Source organism: Salmonella sp. SAL04214 (assembly GCF_046550615.1).
Lineage (GTDB): Bacteria > Pseudomonadota > Gammaproteobacteria > Enterobacterales > Enterobacteriaceae > Salmonella > Salmonella enterica.
In genome coordinates this window covers 159,080-179,084 of the sequence record NZ_JBGDXT010000003.1, presented here as the reverse complement: position 1 = coordinate 179,084, position 20,005 = coordinate 159,080, and the positions used below count along the sequence as shown (strand labels likewise).

Below are 20,005 nucleotides of genomic sequence, written 5' to 3'. Positions count from 1 at the left end.
CCATGCAAACACCAAAACCCACGCTCGAACTGTTGACCTGCGATGCCGCCTACCGGGAAAACCCAACGGCGCTTTTTCACCAGGTCTGCGGCGATCGCCCGGCAACGCTGCTGCTGGAATCCGCGGATATCGACAGTAAAGACGATTTAAAAAGCCTGCTGCTGGTAGATAGCGCGCTGCGCATTACCGCTTTAGGTGACACTGTCACCATTCAGGCGTTATCTGATAATGGCGCCTCGTTATTGCCGCTACTGGATACCGCCCTGCCCGCTGGCGTGGAGAACGAAGTCCTGCCTGCCGGTCGCGTTCTACGCTTCCCGCCCGTCAGCCCATTATTAGATGAAGACGCCCGTTTATGCTCTCTGTCGGTATTTGATGCGTTCCGCCTGTTACAGGGGGTGGTGAACATACCGACGCAAGAGCGGGAGGCTATGTTTTTCGGCGGTCTGTTTGCCTACGACCTGGTCGCTGGCTTTGAAGCGCTGCCACACCTTGAGGCTGGCAATAACTGCCCGGACTACTGCTTTTATTTAGCGGAAACGCTGATGGTGATAGATCATCAGAAAAAAAGCACCCGTATTCAGGCCAGTCTGTTCACCGCCAGCGACCGGGAAAAACAGCGCCTGAACGCCCGCCTGGCGTACCTTAGCCAACAGTTAACCCAGCCTGCGCCGCCGTTGCCGGTGACGCCGGTGCCGGACATGCGCTGCGAATGTAATCAGAGCGATGACGCGTTCGGCGCGGTGGTACGCCAGTTGCAAAAAGCCATCCGCGCGGGGGAGATATTTCAGGTGGTGCCGTCGCGCCGCTTTTCATTGCCCTGCCCGTCGCCGTTGGCTGCCTACTACGTGCTGAAAAAGAGCAACCCCAGCCCGTATATGTTCTTTATGCAGGATAATGATTTCACGCTTTTCGGCGCGTCGCCGGAAAGCTCGCTGAAATATGACGCCGCCAGCCGTCAGATTGAGATTTACCCCATCGCGGGTACCCGTCCACGCGGTCGCCGCGCCGATGGTACGCTGGACAGAGATCTCGACAGCCGTATTGAGCTGGACATGCGTACCGACCATAAAGAGCTTTCCGAACATCTGATGCTGGTCGATCTGGCGCGCAATGACCTGGCGCGCATCTGTACGCCGGGCAGTCGCTACGTTGCCGATCTGACAAAAGTTGACCGCTATTCGTACGTGATGCATCTGGTTTCCCGGGTGGTGGGCGAACTGCGTCACGATCTCGACGCGCTGCACGCCTATCGCGCCTGCATGAACATGGGCACCCTGAGCGGCGCGCCGAAAGTACGCGCCATGCAGTTGATTGCCGATGCGGAAGGACAGCGCCGCGGCAGCTATGGCGGCGCGGTCGGTTACTTCACCGCCCACGGCGATCTGGACACCTGTATTGTTATCCGCTCCGCGCTGGTGGAGAACGGTATCGCCACCGTACAGGCGGGCGCCGGAATTGTGCTGGACTCTGTTCCGCAGTCTGAAGCCGATGAAACCCGTAATAAAGCGCGCGCCGTATTGCGTGCTATCGCCACCGCGCATCATGCACAGGAGACCTTCTGATGGCTGATATTCTGCTGCTCGATAACATCGACTCGTTTACCTGGAACCTGGCAGATCAGCTACGGACCAACGGTCATAACGTGGTGATTTACCGTAACCATATTCCGGCGCAGACGCTTATCGATCGCCTGGCGACAATGAAAAATCCGGTGCTAATGCTCTCCCCCGGTCCGGGCGTTCCCAGCGAGGCAGGCTGTATGCCGGAGCTGCTGACCCGACTACGCGGCAAGTTACCAATCATCGGCATTTGTCTGGGGCATCAGGCGATTGTCGAAGCTTACGGCGGTTATGTCGGACAGGCGGGAGAAATCCTGCATGGAAAAGCCTCCAGCATTGAGCATGACGGTCAGGCGATGTTCGCCGGGCTGGCGAATCCGCTACCGGTCGCGCGTTATCATTCGCTGGTCGGCAGTAATGTTCCTGCCGGGCTGACCATTAACGCCCATTTCAACGGCATGGTGATGGCGGTACGTCATGATGCGGATCGCGTTTGCGGTTTTCAATTTCATCCTGAGTCCATCCTGACGACGCAGGGCGCGCGTCTGCTGGAGCAAACATTAGCCTGGGCGCAGCAAAAGCTGGAACCGACCAACACCCTACAGCCGATTCTGGAGAAACTCTATCAGGCGCAAACTCTGACGCAACAAGAGAGCCACCAGTTGTTTTCGGCGGTCGTCCGCGGCGAACTTAAGCCTGAACAGCTCGCCGCCGCGCTGGTGAGCATGAAAATTCGCGGCGAGCATCCCAATGAAATTGCCGGCGCCGCCACTGCGTTGCTGGAAAATGCCGCCCCGTTCCCGCGCCCGGACTATCTGTTTGCGGATATCGTTGGTACCGGCGGCGATGGCAGTAACAGTATCAATATCTCTACCGCCAGCGCCTTTGTCGCAGCGGCCTGTGGACTGAAAGTGGCGAAACACGGCAACCGTAGCGTGTCCAGCAAATCGGGGTCATCCGATCTGTTGGCGGCGTTCGGTATTAATCTGGATATGAACGCCGATAAATCACGTCAGGCGTTAGATGAACTGGGCGTCTGTTTCCTGTTCGCGCCGAAATATCACACCGGATTCCGTCACGCGATGCCGGTTCGCCAACAGTTAAAAACGCGAACCCTGTTCAACGTACTCGGCCCGCTGATCAACCCGGCGCATCCGCCGCTGGCATTGATTGGCGTCTATAGCCCGGAACTGGTGCTGCCGATTGCGGAAACCTTACGGGTACTGGGCTATCAGCGCGCGGCGGTGGTACATAGCGGCGGCATGGATGAGGTTTCGCTCCATGCGCCGACGATTGTCGCGGAGCTGCATGACGGCGAAATTAAAAGCTATCAACTTACGGCGGAGGATTTTGGCCTGACGCCTTACCATCAGGATCAGTTGGCTGGCGGCACGCCGGAAGAAAACCGTGACATTCTGACGCGGTTATTACAAGGTAAAGGCGATGCCGCGCATGAGGCCGCCGTCGCCGCCAACGTGGCGATGCTGATGCGTCTGCATGGTCAGGAAGATCTCAAGGCCAACGCGCAAACCGTGCTTGATGTTCTGCGCAACGGCACCGCATATGACAGAGTCACCGCACTGGCGGCAAGAGGGTAAATAATGCAAACCGTTTTAGCGAAAATCGTCGCAGACAAGGCGATTTGGGTAGAAGCCCGCAAACAGCAACAGCCGCTGGCCAGCTTTCAAAATGAGATCCAGCCAAGTACACGCCATTTTTATGATGCGCTCCAGGGCGCGCGTACCGCCTTTATTCTGGAGTGTAAGAAAGCATCGCCATCAAAAGGCGTGATTCGCGACGATTTCGATCCGGCGCGTATTGCCAGTATTTATCAACATTACGCCTCGGCGATCTCGGTGCTCACCGACGAAAAATATTTTCAGGGGAGCTTCGATTTTCTGCCGGTCGTTAGCCAAAGCGCGCCGCAGCCGATTCTGTGTAAGGATTTTATTATCGATCCCTATCAGATCTACCTTGCCCGTTACTATCAGGCCGACGCCTGTTTACTGATGCTCTCGGTTCTGGATGACGAACAGTATCGCCAACTCTCCGCCGTCGCGCACAGTCTGAAAATGGGCGTGCTCACGGAGGTCAGTAATGACGAAGAACGGGAGCGCGCGATAGCGTTAGGCGCAAAAGTGGTAGGTATCAACAATCGCGATCTGCGCGATCTGTCGATTGATTTGAATCGCACCCGCCAGCTGGCGCCAAAACTGGGCCACGGCGTGACTGTCATCAGCGAGTCCGGGATTAACACCTATGGTCAGGTACGCGAACTGAGCCACTTCGCCAACGGTTTTTTAATTGGCTCGGCGTTAATGGCGCATGACGATCTTAACGCCGCCGTCCGTCGCGTGCTGCTTGGCGAGAATAAAGTCTGCGGCCTGACCCGCGCCCAGGACGCTAAAGCGGCCTGTGACGCTGGCGCCATATATGGCGGGTTGATTTTTGTGCCCTCATCTCCACGCGCGGTGAGCGTTGAGCAGGCGCGAGAAGTGATAAGCGGCGCGCCATTGCAGTATGTCGGCGTTTTCCAGAACGCTGATATCGCCGATGTTTGCCAGAAAGCCGCCGTCCTGTCGCTTTCTGCCGTACAGCTACATGGCAGTGAAGACCAGGCGTATGTCAACGCGCTGCGCGAGGCGTTGCCGCGCAATGTGCAAATCTGGAAGGCGCTGAGCGTTAGCGATGCCCTTCCCGCACGCGATTATCACCATGTCGATAAATACATTTTCGACAATGGGCAAGGCGGCAGCGGGCAGCGCTTCGACTGGTCACTGCTACAGGGGCAACCGCTGGATGATGTGTTACTGGCGGGCGGGCTGGCGGCCGATAACTGCGTCCAGGCGGCGCAAGTCGGCTGTGCCGGTCTCGATTTTAATTCAGGTGTGGAGTCACAGCCGGGCATCAAAGATGCTCGTCTTCTGGCCTCGGTTTTTCAGACACTGCGCGCATATTAAGGAAAAAACATGACAACACTTCTCAACCCCTACTTTGGTGAATTCGGCGGCATGTATGTGCCGCAGATCCTGATGCCTGCGCTGAACCAGCTTGAAGAGGCCTTCGTCAGCGCGCAAAAAGATCCTGAATTTCAGGCGCAATTCACCGATCTGCTAAAAAACTACGCGGGACGCCCCACCGCGCTGACGAAATGCCAGAACATTACCGCCGGTACGCGTACCACGTTGTATTTAAAGCGCGAAGATTTACTGCACGGCGGCGCACACAAAACCAATCAGGTACTGGGTCAGGCGCTACTGGCCAAACGGATGGGGAAAAGCGAGATTATCGCTGAAACCGGCGCCGGTCAGCACGGCGTCGCCTCTGCGCTCGCCAGCGCCCTGCTGGGTCTGAAATGCCGTATCTATATGGGCGCCAAAGACGTTGAGCGCCAGTCGCCGAACGTCTTCCGTATGCGTCTGATGGGCGCTGAGGTCATCCCGGTTCATAGCGGCTCCGCTACGCTAAAAGATGCTTGTAACGAGGCGCTGCGCGACTGGTCCGGTAGTTACGAAACCGCGCACTATATGCTCGGCACGGCGGCGGGACCGCATCCCTATCCCACCATCGTTCGCGAGTTTCAACGCATGATTGGCGAAGAGACGAAAGCGCAAATCCTCGACAAAGAGGGCCGTCTGCCAGATGCCGTTATCGCTTGCGTCGGCGGCGGCTCAAACGCTATCGGGATGTTTGCGGATTTTATTAATGATACCGGCGTCGGGCTAATAGGCGTTGAACCTGGCGGTCACGGTATTGAAACCGGCGAGCATGGCGCGCCGCTTAAACATGGTCGCGTTGGCATCTATTTCGGGATGAAAGCGCCGATGATGCAAACAGCGGACGGGCAAATTGAAGAGTCCTATTCCATTTCCGCCGGACTCGATTTCCCATCCGTTGGGCCGCAACATGCGTACCTGAACAGCATCGGACGCGCGGATTATGTCTCCATTACCGATGATGAAGCGCTGGAAGCCTTCAAAACGTTGTGCCGCCATGAGGGAATTATCCCGGCGCTGGAATCCTCCCACGCGTTGGCGCACGCTCTGAAAATGATGCGCGAGCAGCCGGAAAAAGAGCAACTGCTGGTGGTCAATCTCTCTGGCCGCGGAGATAAAGACATCTTTACCGTACACGATATCCTGAAAGCGCGAGGGGAAATCTGATGGAACGCTACGAAAATTTATTTGCCCAACTCAACGATCGCCGGGAAGGCGCTTTTGTCCCCTTCGTCACCCTGGGCGACCCTGGCATTGAACAGTCACTGAAAATTATCGACACACTGATTGACGCTGGCGCCGACGCTCTGGAACTGGGGGTTCCCTTCTCCGATCCGCTGGCCGATGGCCCTACCATCCAGAATGCGAACTTACGCGCCTTCGCCGCTGGCGTCACGCCGGCTCAGTGTTTTGAAATGCTGGCGCTGATTCGTGAAAAACACCCGACCATTCCGATTGGCCTGCTAATGTACGCGAATCTGGTGTTCAATAACGGCATAGATGCGTTCTATGCCCGTTGTGAACAGGTTGGCGTAGATTCCGTGCTGGTCGCAGATGTCCCGGTTGAAGAATCGGCCCCCTTCCGCCAGGCGGCGTTACGGCATAACATCGCGCCGATCTTCATCTGCCCGCCAAATGCGGATGACGATCTTCTGCGCCAGGTCGCATCTTACGGCCGCGGTTACACCTACCTGCTTTCGCGTTCGGGCGTCACCGGCGCGGAAAACCGTGGCGCATTGCCGTTGCATCATCTCATTGAGAAGCTTAAAGAGTACCACGCCGCGCCTGCGTTACAGGGCTTCGGTATCTCCTCGCCGGAACAGGTGTCTGCGGCCGTGCGTGCCGGGGCGGCTGGCGCTATCTCCGGCTCAGCCATTGTCAACATTATCGAGAAAAACCACGCGTCTCCCGAACAGATGTTGGCGGAGCTCAGGTCCTTTGTCTCAGCGATGAAAGCCGCCAGCCGCGCATAACGGGTTAAGCCGTCAGCATAACGCTGGCGGCTTAATGAGAGCTTGCGCCGAACCAGAATCACGATTCAGGCGTACATCATCAATCTTTTTGGTGTTATTCTCTGCCCAGCTTTCAAAAAGTCTGAAGTCAATTTTTGCTAAGAAAACTCCTAATCACGCCGAAAAATTTAGCGTTTTCACGTCAATTTCCCCCGCCTTTATGTAAAGAAATGTCAACAAACAATGCATTAACGTTTCTATGGCCGCAGATAGTGACGTTTGTTATTAATAACAATGTAAAGCATTTTCTGTTAAATCGCTTATTCTAAAAGAAAATATAGAATATATTATCCCTAAACCATTTTTTGTGCGTTATTTACGCGGTAAATCACAACTATTTCCGTCAATTTGACTAATCGGTTTAACCAACTAATTTTAATAGGGTGTCGACACGGTTAAAACCGATTTTTCAGCAAGCAACGAGACAGGAGAAATAATATGGCCGAACATCGTGGTGGTTCAGGAAATTTCGCCGAGAATCGTGAAAAAGCATCTGAAGCGGGCCGCAAAGGCGGTCAGCATAGCGGTGGGAATTTCAAAAACGATCCGCAACGAGCTTCTGAAGCCGGTAAAAAAGGTGGTCAGAATAGTCACGGCGGACGTAAATCCGATAATTCCTGATTTACTGTAATGTAAATATAACACATGCTTTTATCAAGCAATCTGCGAGTCTTCTGGCTCGCAGTATTTTGCCCAGGAGAATTAGATTTATGAATATCAAAACCGTTGAAGACCTTTTTATCCATCTACTTTCAGATACCTATAGTGCAGAAAAACAATTAACCAAGGCTCTTCCTAAACTTGCCAGAGCCACGTCCAATGAAAAATTAAGCCAGGCCTTTCAATCTCATCTTGAAGAAACCCAGGGTCAGATTGAACGTATTGATCAGATCGTCGAATCTGAATCTGGCATTAAACTGAAAAGAATGAAATGCGTCGCTATGGAAGGGCTGATTGAAGAAGCCAATGAAGTCATCGAAAGTACGGAGAAAAACGAAGTACGCGATGCAGCGCTTATCGCCGCGGCGCAAAAAGTCGAGCATTACGAAATCGCCAGCTACGGCACGCTAGCCACCCTGGCCGAGCAGCTCGGCTATAGCAAAGCATTAAAACTGCTCAAAGAAACCCTCGACGAGGAAAAACAAACTGATTTAAAACTTACCGATTTAGCAGTCAGCAATGTTAATAAAAGTGCTGAACGCAAATCGAAATAATATTTTTAATTATCAGCTTGCATGATTCCGATTTTATTATCGGAGCAGATTATCACGCATTGAGGAATGTAAAATGAATTATACTGAACATTATCATGACTGGCTTCGTGACGCCCATGCCATGGAAAAACAGGCAGAATCGATGCTTGAATCTATGGCCAGCCGTATTGAAAATTATCCTGATATAAAAGCCAGAATTGAACAACATATTAGTGAAACCAAACATCAAATTACCATGCTCGAAGAAGTGTTGGACCGTAATGGCATTTCCCGTTCGGTGTTGAAAGACTCCATGAGTAAAATGGCAGCAATGGGGCAATCTATCGGTGGCATGTTCCCTTCCGATGAAATTGTCAAAGGCTCAATTAGCGGTTATGTTTTCGAGCAGTTCGAAATTGCTTGTTATACCTCCCTGCTGGCGGCGGCAAAAAAAGCTGGCGACACTGCCTCAATTCCGACGATTGAAGCCATTCTGAAAGAAGAAATGCAAATGGCTGACTGGCTTATCAAACATATTCCGCAGACAACGGAACAATTTTTACTGCGATCTGAAGCAGATGGCGTTGAAGCCAAAAAATAAATAATAAGCAGGAGGCAATATGTTTCGACACGTAAAACAACTTCAATATACTGTGCGAGTGAGCGAACCTAATCCTGGATTAGCGAACCTGCTGCTGGAACAGTTTGGCGGCCCGCAGGGCGAACTGGCGGCCGCCTGCCGCTACTTCACGCAAGGTTTAAGCGATGATGATGCCGGTCGTAGAGAGATGTTAATGGACATCGCCACCGAGGAGCTGAGTCATCTGGAAATTATCGGCTCACTGGTAGGAATGCTTAATAAAGGCGCTAAAGGCGAGCTGGCGGAAGGCACCGAAAGCGAAGCGGAACTTTATCGCTCGCTGACGCAGAATGGTAATGACAGCCATATCACCTCTCTGCTGTATGGCGGCGGCCCTGCGTTGACTAACTCCGGCGGCGTACCGTGGACCGCGGCTTATATTGATACTATCGGCGAAGTCACAGCCGATCTACGCTCAAACATCGCGGCAGAGGCGCGAGCGAAGATCATTTATGAACGCCTGATTAATCTGACCGACGATCCTGGCGTAAAAGACACGCTCAGTTTCTTAATGACCCGTGAAGTCGCGCACCAGCTCTCTTTTGAAAAGGCGCTGTATTCGATTCGTAACAACTTCCCGCCGGGTAAATTACCGCCGGTAGAACAGTATACCGACGTGTACTACAACATGTCGCAAGGCGACGATCCGCGAGGTAGCTGGAATAGCGATGAGAACTTCAACTATGTCGCAGAACCGATGCCTGCTGTTGATGGCGGCGATGGCCTGGCGACAGTGAAATTGCCGCGCGAGCAGTTGGCGCTGCTCAAAGCGATGGCAGAAAGAACGAAATCGGACCCCACCGTTGATCCTCTCACTGGCGCAGAACTAGGCTGCGGCGAACCGAAAGAAGACAAGTGAGTTCCGACAAGTAAAATCCGTGTGTCATGTCCTTTTTTGACCCCGCCTGGCGGGGTCTTTTTTCGTCACAACATCACGCGATTAGAAACGATAGCCTGCCGAGAACATAAATACCCATGGGTCCAGACGCACGCTGTCATGCTGCTGCACGCCGCCCATTTTATAATTGGCGGTAGTATCAATATCCATGTACCAGACAGAGGCGCCAATTAACCAGTCGCGGTTAATCAGGTAATCTACCCCAACTTGCCCTGCCGCGCCCCAGGAATCCTTAAAGCTCAGATCGGACAGCCCGGTCTTTTTACCATTATCGTTAAAGTCGTTATCGAAGAAGGTGGTGTAGTTCACCCCCACGCCGACATAAGGACGCACTTTGCTGCTGGAATCGCCGAAGTACCACTGCGCCATTAACGTTGGCGGTAACAGGTGAACCGTGGCGATATCTCCCGTCGCGCCCGTACCCACCTTATGGCGGAACGGCGTGGCCGCCAGCAATTCAACCCCGATATTGTCCGTCGCCATGTAAGTGAATGTCAGGCCGAGTTGCGTGTTATTACTCACATCAAACCCGTTTAAATGCCCCAGCGTACCACCCGCCCCTTCTGTAGGTCTGACGGTTGCCGGACCTGCACGCATAAAGAATTCTCCGGCTTCGTGCGCGAACGCGCTGCCTGAGAGAAGAGTTGTTAACGCCAGTGCCGCCACTGTAAATTTTTTCATACCCGCTCCATCGTTATGGTTATAAAAGCGTGATGAATATACCCACAATGAAGTAATAAGTGATCTAACACAGATCACATTTGTTCTTATAATTTAACATTTATTGATCCAGATTAATTTAGAACTTGTATTGAAAATCCTGGTTATAGGAATTCAGATCAATTTTGACATATTCACGCTATGCAAATATTTGTCTGCTCCTGTTGCCCTGGCGATAAAGGCTGGCTAAGGTAATCAATGTCCCGCAATGGCGCGTGGCGTTAAGATTCGCGAACACTGCGGGACAGATTAATTTCCGTTGTAATCTATTGATACGTGAGTTTTTTGCAGGTGAATCATGAGCGTTCTTAACCCATGCATGACATGCGGTGCCTGTTGTGCCTATTTTCGTGTCTCCTTTTATTGGGCTGAAGGCGACGATGCCAGCGGACGCGTTCCGGCGTCATTAACCGAGCCTGTTACCCCTTTTTTACGTTGTATGGCCGGTACCAACCAAAAACAGCCGCACTGTAAAGCGCTAATTGGCACGCCGGGTGAAAACGTCAGTTGCGCTATTTATGAAAACCGCCCTTCAACCTGTCGCGAATTTTCGATATCGGGCGAAGGAGGCGAAGTGAATGAGGCGTGCAATCGCGCCCGCGCGCGATACGGATTACCGCCGCTTTACAAAGATATGCTTTTCCATACAACTGCTGATGCTGCCACTGTAGAGTTATCCAGGGTACAATTGTCCGCAAATTAACACCTGCAAAACTCAAGGAGAGTGCATGTCTATCACGGCGAAGTCCGTTTACCGTGACGCCGGAAATTTTTTCCGAAATCAATTTATTACTATCTTGCTGGTTTCGTTGCTGTGCGCATTTATCACGGTGGTCTTAGGTCATGCCTTTTCACCCAGCGATGCGCAAATCGCGCAACTCAGTGAAGGAGAACATCTGGCAGGCAGCGCTGGCCTGTTTGAGCTGGTACAAAATATGACGCCAGAGCAGCAGCAGATCCTGTTGCGCGCCTCTGCCGCCTCGACGTTTTCCGGGCTTATCGGCAACGCTATTCTGGCCGGCGGTATCATCCTGATGACTCAGTTAGTTTCAGCGGGACATCGGGTTAGCGCGCTGCGCGCTATCGGCGCCAGCGCCCCTGCATTGCCTAAACTGTTTATTCTCATTTTTCTGACTACCCTGTTAGTGCAAATCGGTATAATGCTGATTGTCGTTCCGGGGATTATTATGGCCATTGTGCTGGCGCTTGCGCCAGTGATGTTGGTTGAAGAGAAAATGGGCGTGTTTGCCGCAATGCGCAGCAGTATGCGTTTAGCCTGGGCTAACATGAGACTGGTCGCGCCCGCGGTGATAGGCTGGTTACTGGCTAAAACATTGCTATTGCTGTTCGCGCCCAGCTTCGCTGTACTGACCCCAAATGTAGGCGCTGTACTGGCGAATACGTTGAGCAATCTGATTTCCGCAGTATTGCTTATCTACTTATTCCGCCTGTATATGTTGATTCGCCAATAATCCGCAATGCGCCGTTACGCGGCGCATTCGACGCTCGTTGATGATGGAATCGAAGAATGAAGCAGTTTCTGGATTTTTTACCGCTGGTTGTCTTTTTTGCGTTTTATAAACTTTATGACATCTATGCGGCGACCTCCGCACTGATTGTCGCGACGGCAATCGTGCTGATTTATAGCTGGGTGCGCTATCGGAAAATAGAGAAGATGGCGCTGATTACCTTTGTTCTGGTTGCCGTCTTCGGCGGTCTGACGCTCTTCTTCCATAACGATGAATTTATTAAATGGAAGGTGACGGTTATTTATGCGCTGTTCGCCGGCGCGCTGTTAATAAGCCAGTGGGTGATGAAAAAACCGTTAATCCAACGTATGTTAGGTAAAGAACTGGCGTTGCCGCAGCAGGTCTGGTCAAAGCTGAACCTGGCGTGGGCGCTGTTTTTTATTGCGTGCGGTCTGGCTAACATTTATATCGCCTTCTGGTTGCCGCAAAATATCTGGGTTAACTTTAAGGTCTTCGGACTCACGGCGCTGACGCTCATTTTTACCCTGCTGAGCGGCGTCTATATCTACCGGCATCTGCCACAGGAAGATAAATCATAACCCTCCCGTGACTTATCATCGCCAGGCTGCGAACGCCTGGCGATATTTTCTCCGCCTTTACGCCCTGCGCTTTCCCGTCAGTACCTTTATTCCCTCTATTCTCCACACAAAATTCATAGTAGCATCGCGGCTGTAATTTTTTCTGATAGTCGGTTTTACAATGACAACAATGGATAATACTCCTCAGGGCGAGCTGGTTTTACGTACATTGGCCATGCCTGCCGATACCAATGCGAACGGCGATATTTTTGGCGGCTGGCTGATGTCGCAAATGGATATTGGCGGCGCGATACTGGCCAAAGAGATCGCGCACGGTCGGGTTGTAACCGTACGCGTGGAAGGAATGACATTTCTGCGCCCCGTCGCGGTTGGCGATGTCGTATGTTGCTACGCGCGCTGCGTTAAACGCGGTACGACGTCTATTAGCATCAATATTGAAGTCTGGGTGAAAAAAGTCGCGTCAGAACCGATTGGACAGCGCTACAAGGCCACCGAGGCGCTGTTTATTTATGTTGCCGTCGATCCGGACGGTAAACCTCGCCCGCTCCCGGTTCAGGGTTAAGTATACCCACTTACGCCGCCAGCAGGTGATGGTATATTCCTGGCTGGCGGCGCCAGAGATTACTCAATCTGCGCCGTACCGTTCAGACGGAAGATAATATTGACCACCAGCCCGGAACCCGGCTTGCCTGCTTCATAGCGCCATTTGCGCATCGCATTCTTAACTTCACGCTCAAACATATTGGCTGGCTGCGCGGACAGAATCTGTACATTTTCCACTCGCCCAGCAGAGGTCACGTCAAACTTCACCTTTACGCGGCCTTCAATACGTAACGCCTGTGCTCGCGCCGGATATTGCGGCTGGTTACGGCTCAGAGCGCGAGGTCCAGTGGGCACGCTCACCGCCGGCTTGCTGGTCGCCGACGAGGTGCTGCTTGTTGGCCGCGCCGGGGCGCTATTTTCAAACGGTGAGGCAGGACGCGGCGCGGTCGGTTTGACTTCGCGCTTCGGCTGCTCTTCAACCTTTTTCACCGGTTCCGGTTTCGGTTTTGGCTTGGGTTTTGGCTTAGGTTTGGGTTTCTCAATCACCACGGGCGCTTCTTTAGGCGGTTCAGGGATCGGCTCTGGCTCCGGTTCGGGTTCAACCACCGGCTCCGGCGGCGGCTGAACCGCCTGGGGCGGCTCCAGGTCAGAGGGTGAAACCATTGTCACCGTGATAGGCTGCGCTGGCGCAGGCAATTCAATAACCTGATGTACCGAGGTATAGAGCAAACCTGCCACTACAGCACCATGAATGCCTACGGAAAGGAGTGTCGGCCAGGGAAAGCGACGAGGTAAATCAAGGGTCATTGAAGTCATAATCGTTTCAGTTGAAAAACCAGAGCTGAATTTTAAATGCAAATAGCAATCATATTCAATAAGGCATTGCCGATAGCGGCATTTAAAAGATGATATCGCGCAAAAACACCACACAAAATGTGCATGTTTAACAAAGTCGGTATCTTTACATTGCAGTTAAATGCCCTTTCCAATAACGTAATCAGCAACTTTTACCGATTAAGGAGCTCTACCCGTGCTGTATGTTATTTACGCTCAGGACAATGCCAACTCGCTTGAAAAACGCCTCTCGGTACGGCCCGCGCATCTGGCGCGCCTGCAACTTCTGCATGATGAAGGGCGATTATTAACTGCCGGGCCGATGCCCGCAGTGGACAGTAACGATCCTGGGGTAGCCGGATTTACCGGGTCAACGGTGATTGCTGAATTTGAATCTTTAGAAGCGGCGCAATCCTGGGCTGATGCGGACCCCTACGTCGCAGCGGGCGTCTATGCGCAGGTTTCGGTCAAACCATATAAGAAGATCTTTTGAAAAGGATGGCCTGTTGGGCACCGCATACGGTGCCCTTTCTGGCTCACACACCGTGAATCGCAAAGAGTAATGAATTACGCTGACGATTAAAGATGCATTTCCTGATGGTATGGATACGCATATTACGGCGTGATTGCCCTTCAAGCCAACGCGCTTTACGGCGGCTCGCCTGACGTAGCATTCGCCAGCGCCCCACTTCCGTTCTACTACGCTTCATGTTTACGACTCTCACTGTAACAGAAGCGCCATTATACCCCCTCGCCGGATGCAGACCAGCGCTTTTCCCGTGTTTTTATTTGCCATGTGAATCCTGACGCGTAAACTCTTAACAACACGCTTTCTAAAGGATTTTTAAAGTTATGACAACCTTCTACACCGTGGTGAGTTGGCTGGTCATTTTGGGATACTGGGTTCTCATTGCCGGCGTCACATTACGTATTCTAATGAAACGGCGCGCAGTTCCCTCCGCAATGGCCTGGTTGTTAATCATCTATATCCTTCCGCTGGTCGGGATCATCGCCTATTTGTCCGTGGGCGAATTGCATTTAGGCAAACGTCGCGCCGAGCGTGCCCGCGCCATGTGGCCGTCTACCGCCAAATGGTTGAATGACCTCAAAGCCTGCAAACACATTTTCGCGCAAGAAAACAGTAGCGTCGCATCGTCCTTGTTTAAGCTGTGCGAACGACGTCAGGGGATTGCGGGCGTCAAAGGCAACCAGTTGCAATTGCTTACCGACTCCGATGATGTCATGCAGGCGCTTATTCGCGATATCCAACTGGCGCGGCATAATATCGAAATGGTGTTTTACATCTGGCAGCCAGGCGGCATGGCGGATCAGGTCGCTGAATCGCTAATGGCCGCCGCCCGCCGCGGCATCCATTGCCGGCTTATGCTGGACTCCGCGGGTAGCGTCGCTTTCTTCCGCAGCCCCTGGGCGGCCATGATGCGTAACGCTGGCATTGAAGTCGTAGAGGCGCTGAAGGTGAATCTGATGCGCGTCTTTTTACGCCGTATGGATCTTCGCCAGCACCGTAAAATGGTGATGATTGACAATTACATCGCCTATACCGGCAGTATGAATATGGTGGATCCGCGTTTTTTCAAACAGGATGCCGGCGTTGGGCAATGGGTCGATTTGATGGCGCGGATGGAGGGCCCCGTTGCGACAGCAATGGGGATTGTTTACTCCTGCGATTGGGAAATCGAGACGGGTAAACGCATTCTGCCTCCCCCGCCGGACATGAATATTATGCCGTTTGAGCAGGCCAGCGGGCATACCATTCATACCATTGCTTCCGGTCCTGGTTTTCCGGAAGATCTCATTCACCAGGCACTATTAACCGCCACCTATGCTGCGCGCGAATATTTAATTATGACCACGCCATATTTCGTCCCCAGCGACGATCTGCTGCACGCCATTTGTACCGCTGCGCAGCGCGGCGTGGATGTCAGTATTATCCTGCCCCGTAAAAATGATTCACTGCTCGTCGGCTGGGCCAGTCGCGCCTTTTTTAGCGAGTTACTGGCGGCGGGCGTGAAAATCTATCAGTTCGAAGGCGGGCTGTTGCATACCAAAAGCGTGCTGGTCGATGGCGAACTGAGCCTGGTCGGTACCGTGAATCTCGACATGCGTAGCCTGTGGCTTAATTTCGAGATTACGCTGGTCATTGATGATACGGGTTTCGGCGCCGATCTGGCTGCGGTACAGGACGATTATATTTCGCGCTCCCGCCTGTTAGATGCGCGTTTGTGGGTAAAACGTCCGTTATGGCAGCGTATTACCGAGCGATTGTTTTACTTCTTTAGTCCATTGCTGTAAAACGTGACCAACATGAGTAAACAGGTAGTCACTATGGAAATGGATCTGAACAATCGCCTGACTGAAGACGAAACGCTTGAGCAGGCTTACGATATTTTTCTTGAGTTGGCGGCGGATAATCTTGATCCGGCTGATATCATTCTGTTCAATTTGCAATTCGAGGAGCGCGGCGGCGCGGAGTTGTTTGATCCCGCTGAAGACTGGCAAGAGCACGTCGATTTTGACCTGAATCCAGACTTTTTTGCCGAGGTGGTGATTGGCCTGGCGGATACCGAAGACGGCGAAATTAACGACATTTTCGCCCGCGTTCTGCTGTGCCGGGAAAAGGACCACAAGCTGTGCCATATTCTCTGGCGCGAATAAGCGGTTCAGGCCGGATGGCGTCTGATTGCGCCCTCCGGCAAGCCTGTTTAATCCGGTAGCTTACTGCCGCATCGGTTACAATATTGCGCGCTATGTTCATGCTGGCTTTGCTGGCACTGCGGACATTTTCGCTGCCAGTGACGTTTTTGAAACGCGCTGCTCATGTGCGTGGTAATCAGTCCTGTAGGAATCGCAATCACCGAATAACCAATCAAAATAAGCACCGACGCGACAATACGTCCCAGCGGCGTATGCGGCGTAATATCACCGTACCCCACGGTTGTGACTGTCACTATCGCCCAATACACCGAGGCATTAAGCGTCGTGAAGCCATATTTCGGTCCTTCAATAAGATACATCAGGGCACCGAAAATAATCATCACGATCGCAATAAATGAATAGAACAGAATAAGCTGATGACGCGCGCTAATAATGGCGCTCCAGAATACGCGCAGGGATGGCATAAAGCGTAGCAGTTTAAGAATACGCAGCACGCGAATCGCTCGCATAGCGCGCCAGGCAAACATATAGTTCAGGCTAATTTCCGGCCACAGCCACATGACGTACAGCGGCAAAATCGTCACCAGATCAATAAATCCCCAGAAACTAAAAACGTATTTTGCCGGTTCGGGCCAGCTAAACAGTCTGAGCAAGTATTCACCGGTAAATATCAGGGTAACGCAGAGCTCCAGCCAGACAAAAATATGCCATTCATCAAATGTCAGGTGATATTCCGTTCCTACGCCTGATTCAACAAAAATAACCAGTACGCTAAGCAGCGCAAACAGCGCGCATAACCCTTCAAAACGGCGACCTGAGCGCGTAGTCAAATCGAACAGATTATGATAAAGACGACGGCGAACCGACGACAAAGAAAGTGACACGGTAACCTCACCTAAAAGAAGGGCTGACGAATTGTCAGCCCTTGCGATTATAACGGGTCTACTTTAAGGCAGGAAACGGCATGGCGAAAACTCCCTTCCAGCACCGGTCGAGTTTGCGCGCATTCTGGCCCGGCTAGCGGACAGCGTGTACGGAACACGCAGCCGGAAGGCGGGTTAATGGGCGAAGGTAATTCGCCCTCCAGCAATTGTATCTTCTTATTTCGCTCCAGATCGGGATCGGGAATCGGTACCGCCGACATCAGCGCTTTGGTATAAGGATGCAGTGGATTATGGTACACCTCATCATAGGTGCCCAATTCTACTGCATGACCGAGATACATCACCAGGACACGATCGGAGATGTGCTTTACGACCGCCAGGTCGTGCGCAATAAAAATCAACGACAGCCCCATCTCTCGCTGTAACTGCTGGAGCAAATTCACCACCTGCGCCTGAATAGAAACGTCCAGCGCCGACACCGGCTCATCGCAAATAATAAGCTTAGGTTCCAGGATCAACGCCCGGGCGATACCGATGCGCTGGCACTGCCCCCCGGAAAATTCATGGGGATAACGGTTGATGAGATTCGGCAGCAGCCCCACTTTCAGCATCATGGCTTTCACGCGGTCACGCACGTCCTGGCGCGAAAGTTTAGGATGATAAGTGCGCAGCGGTTCAGCGATAATTTCGCCAATCGTCATTCGCGGATTGAGTGACGCCAGCGGGTCCTGGAAAATCATCTGGATATCGCTGCGCACCTCGCGCCACTCATCCGCTTTCATGCCCAGCAGATCTTTTCCCAGCCAGGCGACTTTACCGTCTGTCGCCTTCACCAGACCAATAATGGCGCGCGCAAACGTCGACTTGCCGCAGCCGGATTCGCCCACCACGCCCAGCGTTTCGCCTTCATACAGGCGTAGCGTAACGCCGTCCACCGCTTTCACAGTTTTCGGCGGTTGCCAGAACCACTGCTTCCCTTCTTTGATATCAAAATGTACTTTCAGATCGGCGATTTCGAGGAGAACTTTACGTTGTTCAATCACAGCATTCATAGCAGTTCCTCCACCGGTTTAAAACAGGCGCGCAAGCGACCAAGACTGAACGCTTCAAGTGGCGGCGCATTATTGCAGATCTCCATCGCATGAGGACAACGCGGCTGGAATGGACAACCTTTAGGCAAACGCAATAAATTGGGAGGATTGCCCGGAATCGTCAGCATTTCCGCCCCCTCGCTATCCAGACGCGGCACCGCATTAAGCAGTCCTATCGAATACGGATGGACGGGCTGATAAAAAACATCGCGCGCCTTACCGTATTCCATGGTACGCCCGGCATACATTACCAGGACCTTATCGCAAATACCCGCGACCACGCCCAGATCGTGGGTAATCATGATAATGGCGGTATTAAATTCGCGCTTTAGCTCATTAAGCAAGGTCATAATCTGCGCCTGCACGGTAACATCAAGCGCGGTGGTAGGCTCATCGGCAATAAGCAGTTTCGGCCTGCACAACAGCGCCATCGCAATCATCACACGTTGACGCATTCCGCCGGAAAATTCGTGCGGGTACATTTTCATCCGTTTGCGCGCTTCCGGCATTTTTACGGCATCCAGCATTCTGACGGACTCTTCAAAAGCTTCCGCTTTGCTCATTCCTTTATGCAGCATCAGGACTTCCATTAACTGCTCCCCAACGCGCATATAAGGATTTAGCGAGGTCATCGGGTCCTGAAAAATCATCGAAATCTGTTCTGCGCGCAGCGTATTCAGTTCGCGCTCAGGTAGATTAAGAATTTCACGTCCGTTAAAGGTCGCGGAACCGCCGATTCGACCATTCGTCGCCAGCAGTCCCATTAATGCGAACGCCGTTTGCGATTTCCCCGATCCAGACTCGCCAACAATGCCTAACGTTTCTCCAGCGCGAAGCGTAAAGTTCAGATCGTTGACCGCCGTCACATCGCCATCAGGCGTAGCGAACGTAACACGAAGATCATTTACCTCCAGCAGTACATTCGCCGGTTGCGGCGCCTGAGTTGCGGTTTCTGATAAGCTCATGGCTGTACTCCTTAACGATCTTTCGGGTCGAGGGCATCACGCAGGCCATCGCCAATAAAGTTAAAACAGAATAACGTCACCACGAGAAAGCCAGCCGGAAACAGCAGCAGCCACGGTGAGACTTCCATTGAATTTGCGCCATCGCTCAACAACGCTCCCCAACTGCTTAACGGTTCCTGCGTCCCAAGCCCCAGGAAACTGAGGAAAGACTCAAACAGAATCATGCTGGGCACCAGCAACGATGCATACACTACCACTACGCCCAGGACGTTAGGCACAATATGGCGGATCACAATGCTGGCGGTCGACACACCACCCACCTGCGCGGCTTCGATGAACTCTTTACGTTTAAGACTTAGGGTTTGGCCACGCACGATACGCGCCATATCAAGCCAGGAGACCATGCCGATGGCGACGAAAATCAACAGAATGTTCTGCCCAAAAAACGTCACCAGCAAAATCACAAAGAACATAAACGGGAATGAGTTGAGGATCTCCAACAAACGCATCATCACAGAATCAATTTTGCCGCCCAGATAGCCGGACAGCGAGCCATACAGCGTTCCGACAATGACCGCCACCAGCGCGGCGGCAATCCCGACCATCAATGAGATACGCCCGCCGATGGCAACGCGCACCAACAGATCGCGCCCGGAAGAGTCAGTGCCGAAATAGTGACCGGACGCCATATCCGGCGCGCTGGACATCATGCCCCAGTCGGTATCGAAATAGGTAAATTGCGACAGCATAGGCGCCACTGTCACGAACAGGGCTATCAGAAACAGGACAATAAGACTGGCCACCGCCGCACGGTTATGCATAAAGCGCCGACGGGCATCTTGCCAAAGGCTGCGACCTTCCACCTCCAGCTTTTCACTGAAATTTTCCAGCGTCTCGCTGTTTTTCTTACTTAACATCATCGC

General features: G+C 52.6%; 23 protein-coding genes. 16 read left to right on the top strand and 7 right to left on the bottom strand.

Features of this window, described 5'->3' with window-relative positions:
• The first annotated feature begins 2 nt into the window (after nt 1-2).
• From ACLJQD_RS06640 to ACLJQD_RS06600, 9 genes are all read left to right on the top strand, one after another.
• A complete protein-coding gene (locus tag ACLJQD_RS06640) occupies nt 3-1,565 on the top strand; it encodes an anthranilate synthase component 1 (RefSeq protein WP_001194386.1) in 1,563 nt (520 codons plus the stop codon).
• Entirely contained in the window at nt 1,565-3,160 is a 1,596-nt protein-coding gene (gene trpD, locus ACLJQD_RS06635) for a bifunctional anthranilate synthase glutamate amidotransferase component TrpG/anthranilate phosphoribosyltransferase TrpD (RefSeq protein ID WP_000763489.1), read from the top strand. The genes ACLJQD_RS06640 and trpD overlap by 1 nt, the downstream gene beginning before the upstream one ends.
• 3 nt (nt 3,161-3,163) lie before the next feature.
• Nucleotides 3,164-4,522, top strand: a complete 1,359-nt coding sequence (trpCF, locus tag ACLJQD_RS06630; RefSeq protein ID WP_017441286.1) for a bifunctional indole-3-glycerol-phosphate synthase TrpC/phosphoribosylanthranilate isomerase TrpF — start codon at nt 3,164-3,166, stop codon at nt 4,520-4,522.
• A 9-nt stretch (nt 4,523-4,531) separates the two neighbouring features.
• Complete coding sequence (trpB, locus tag ACLJQD_RS06625; protein WP_017441285.1) at nt 4,532-5,725, top strand: tryptophan synthase subunit beta; 1,194 nt, start codon at nt 4,532-4,534, stop codon at nt 5,723-5,725.
• A complete protein-coding gene (trpA, locus tag ACLJQD_RS06620) occupies nt 5,725-6,531 on the top strand; it encodes a tryptophan synthase subunit alpha (RefSeq protein ID WP_000443031.1) in 807 nt (268 codons plus the stop codon). The genes trpB and trpA overlap by 1 nt, the downstream gene beginning before the upstream one ends.
• A 477-nt stretch (nt 6,532-7,008) precedes the next feature.
• Entirely contained in the window at nt 7,009-7,191 is a 183-nt protein-coding gene (locus tag ACLJQD_RS06615; RefSeq protein ID WP_000807657.1) for a general stress protein, read from the top strand.
• An 89-nt stretch (nt 7,192-7,280) separates the two neighbouring features.
• Nucleotides 7,281-7,784: a ferritin-like domain-containing protein gene (locus ACLJQD_RS06610; protein WP_001022822.1), complete on the top strand. Its 504-nt coding sequence runs from the start codon at nt 7,281-7,283 to the stop codon at nt 7,782-7,784.
• A gap of 73 nt (nt 7,785-7,857) precedes the next feature.
• On the top strand, nt 7,858-8,364 hold the full coding sequence (locus tag ACLJQD_RS06605; RefSeq protein ID WP_001109977.1) for a ferritin-like domain-containing protein: 507 nt from the start codon (nt 7,858-7,860) through the stop codon (nt 8,362-8,364).
• Nucleotides 8,365-8,383: 19 nt separating this feature from the next.
• Nucleotides 8,384-9,262, top strand: coding sequence for a manganese catalase family protein (locus ACLJQD_RS06600; protein ID WP_000488353.1), 879 nt, complete (start codon nt 8,384-8,386; stop codon nt 9,260-9,262).
• Between the two features lie 81 nt (nt 9,263-9,343).
• Here the strand turns inward: ACLJQD_RS06600 and ompW are convergent, their stop codons facing one another.
• On the bottom strand, nt 9,344-9,982 hold the full coding sequence (ompW, locus tag ACLJQD_RS06595; protein ID WP_000714798.1) for an outer membrane protein OmpW: 639 nt from the start codon (nt 9,980-9,982) through the stop codon (nt 9,344-9,346).
• Nucleotides 9,983-10,319: 337 nt separating this feature from the next.
• Here ompW and ACLJQD_RS06590 point away from each other — a divergent pair, with 337 nt between their 5' ends.
• From ACLJQD_RS06590 to yciA, 4 genes are all read left to right on the top strand, one after another.
• A complete protein-coding gene (locus tag ACLJQD_RS06590) occupies nt 10,320-10,724 on the top strand; it encodes a YkgJ family cysteine cluster protein (protein WP_017441284.1) in 405 nt (134 codons plus the stop codon).
• Between the two features lie 25 nt (nt 10,725-10,749).
• Entirely contained in the window at nt 10,750-11,493 is a 744-nt protein-coding gene (locus ACLJQD_RS06585) for a YciC family protein (RefSeq protein WP_017441283.1), read from the top strand.
• A gap of 56 nt (nt 11,494-11,549) precedes the next feature.
• The gene (locus ACLJQD_RS06580; RefSeq protein ID WP_000808682.1) at nt 11,550-12,089 is read left to right on the top strand and encodes a septation protein A; all 540 of its coding nucleotides are present in this window, start codon (nt 11,550-11,552) and stop codon (nt 12,087-12,089) included.
• 160 nt (nt 12,090-12,249) lie between these two features.
• Nucleotides 12,250-12,651 (top strand): acyl-CoA thioester hydrolase YciA, encoded by a 402-nt coding sequence (gene yciA, locus ACLJQD_RS06575; protein WP_000210317.1) that lies wholly within the window; start codon nt 12,250-12,252, stop codon nt 12,649-12,651.
• Nucleotides 12,652-12,710: 59 nt separating this feature from the next.
• Here yciA and tonB read toward each other — a convergent pair whose 3' ends face one another.
• Nucleotides 12,711-13,439, bottom strand: coding sequence for a TonB system transport protein TonB (tonB, locus tag ACLJQD_RS06570; RefSeq protein ID WP_023242861.1), 729 nt, complete (start codon nt 13,437-13,439; stop codon nt 12,711-12,713).
• A 223-nt stretch (nt 13,440-13,662) separates the two neighbouring features.
• Between tonB and ACLJQD_RS06565 the strand changes: the two genes are divergently transcribed.
• Nucleotides 13,663-13,959, top strand: coding sequence for a YciI family protein (locus ACLJQD_RS06565; protein WP_000967605.1), 297 nt, complete (start codon nt 13,663-13,665; stop codon nt 13,957-13,959).
• Nucleotides 13,960-14,002: 43 nt separating this feature from the next.
• On the opposite strand, the gene ACLJQD_RS06560 is transcribed toward ACLJQD_RS06565, so the two are convergent.
• Nucleotides 14,003-14,176: a YciY family protein gene (locus tag ACLJQD_RS06560; RefSeq protein ID WP_001531561.1), complete on the bottom strand. Its 174-nt coding sequence runs from the start codon at nt 14,174-14,176 to the stop codon at nt 14,003-14,005.
• A 142-nt stretch (nt 14,177-14,318) separates the two neighbouring features.
• Between ACLJQD_RS06560 and cls the strand changes: the two genes are divergently transcribed.
• Both cls and ACLJQD_RS06550 read left to right on the top strand, forming a co-directional pair.
• The gene (gene cls, locus ACLJQD_RS06555; RefSeq protein WP_017441281.1) at nt 14,319-15,779 is read left to right on the top strand and encodes a cardiolipin synthase; all 1,461 of its coding nucleotides are present in this window, start codon (nt 14,319-14,321) and stop codon (nt 15,777-15,779) included.
• Between the two features lie 33 nt (nt 15,780-15,812).
• Nucleotides 15,813-16,142: an HI1450 family dsDNA-mimic protein gene (locus ACLJQD_RS06550; RefSeq protein WP_000425070.1), complete on the top strand. Its 330-nt coding sequence runs from the start codon at nt 15,813-15,815 to the stop codon at nt 16,140-16,142.
• 47 nt (nt 16,143-16,189) lie between these two features.
• On the opposite strand, the gene ACLJQD_RS06545 is transcribed toward ACLJQD_RS06550, so the two are convergent.
• From ACLJQD_RS06545 to oppC, 4 genes are read right to left on the bottom strand one after another with little or no spacing between them, the layout of a single operon-like run.
• Nucleotides 16,190-17,026, bottom strand: a complete 837-nt coding sequence (locus ACLJQD_RS06545; protein WP_000059074.1) for an ion transporter — start codon at nt 17,024-17,026, stop codon at nt 16,190-16,192.
• A gap of 47 nt (nt 17,027-17,073) precedes the next feature.
• Nucleotides 17,074-18,078, bottom strand: a complete 1,005-nt coding sequence (gene oppF, locus ACLJQD_RS06540; protein ID WP_017441280.1) for a murein tripeptide/oligopeptide ABC transporter ATP-binding protein OppF — start codon at nt 18,076-18,078, stop codon at nt 17,074-17,076.
• Complete coding sequence (locus tag ACLJQD_RS06535; protein WP_017441279.1) at nt 18,075-19,082, bottom strand: ABC transporter ATP-binding protein; 1,008 nt, start codon at nt 19,080-19,082, stop codon at nt 18,075-18,077. The genes oppF and ACLJQD_RS06535 overlap by 4 nt, the downstream gene beginning before the upstream one ends.
• 11 nt (nt 19,083-19,093) lie before the next feature.
• The gene (gene oppC / locus ACLJQD_RS06530) at nt 19,094-20,002 is read right to left on the bottom strand and encodes an oligopeptide ABC transporter permease OppC (protein WP_000979653.1); all 909 of its coding nucleotides are present in this window, start codon (nt 20,000-20,002) and stop codon (nt 19,094-19,096) included.
• Nucleotides 20,003-20,005: the final 3 nt, after the last annotated feature.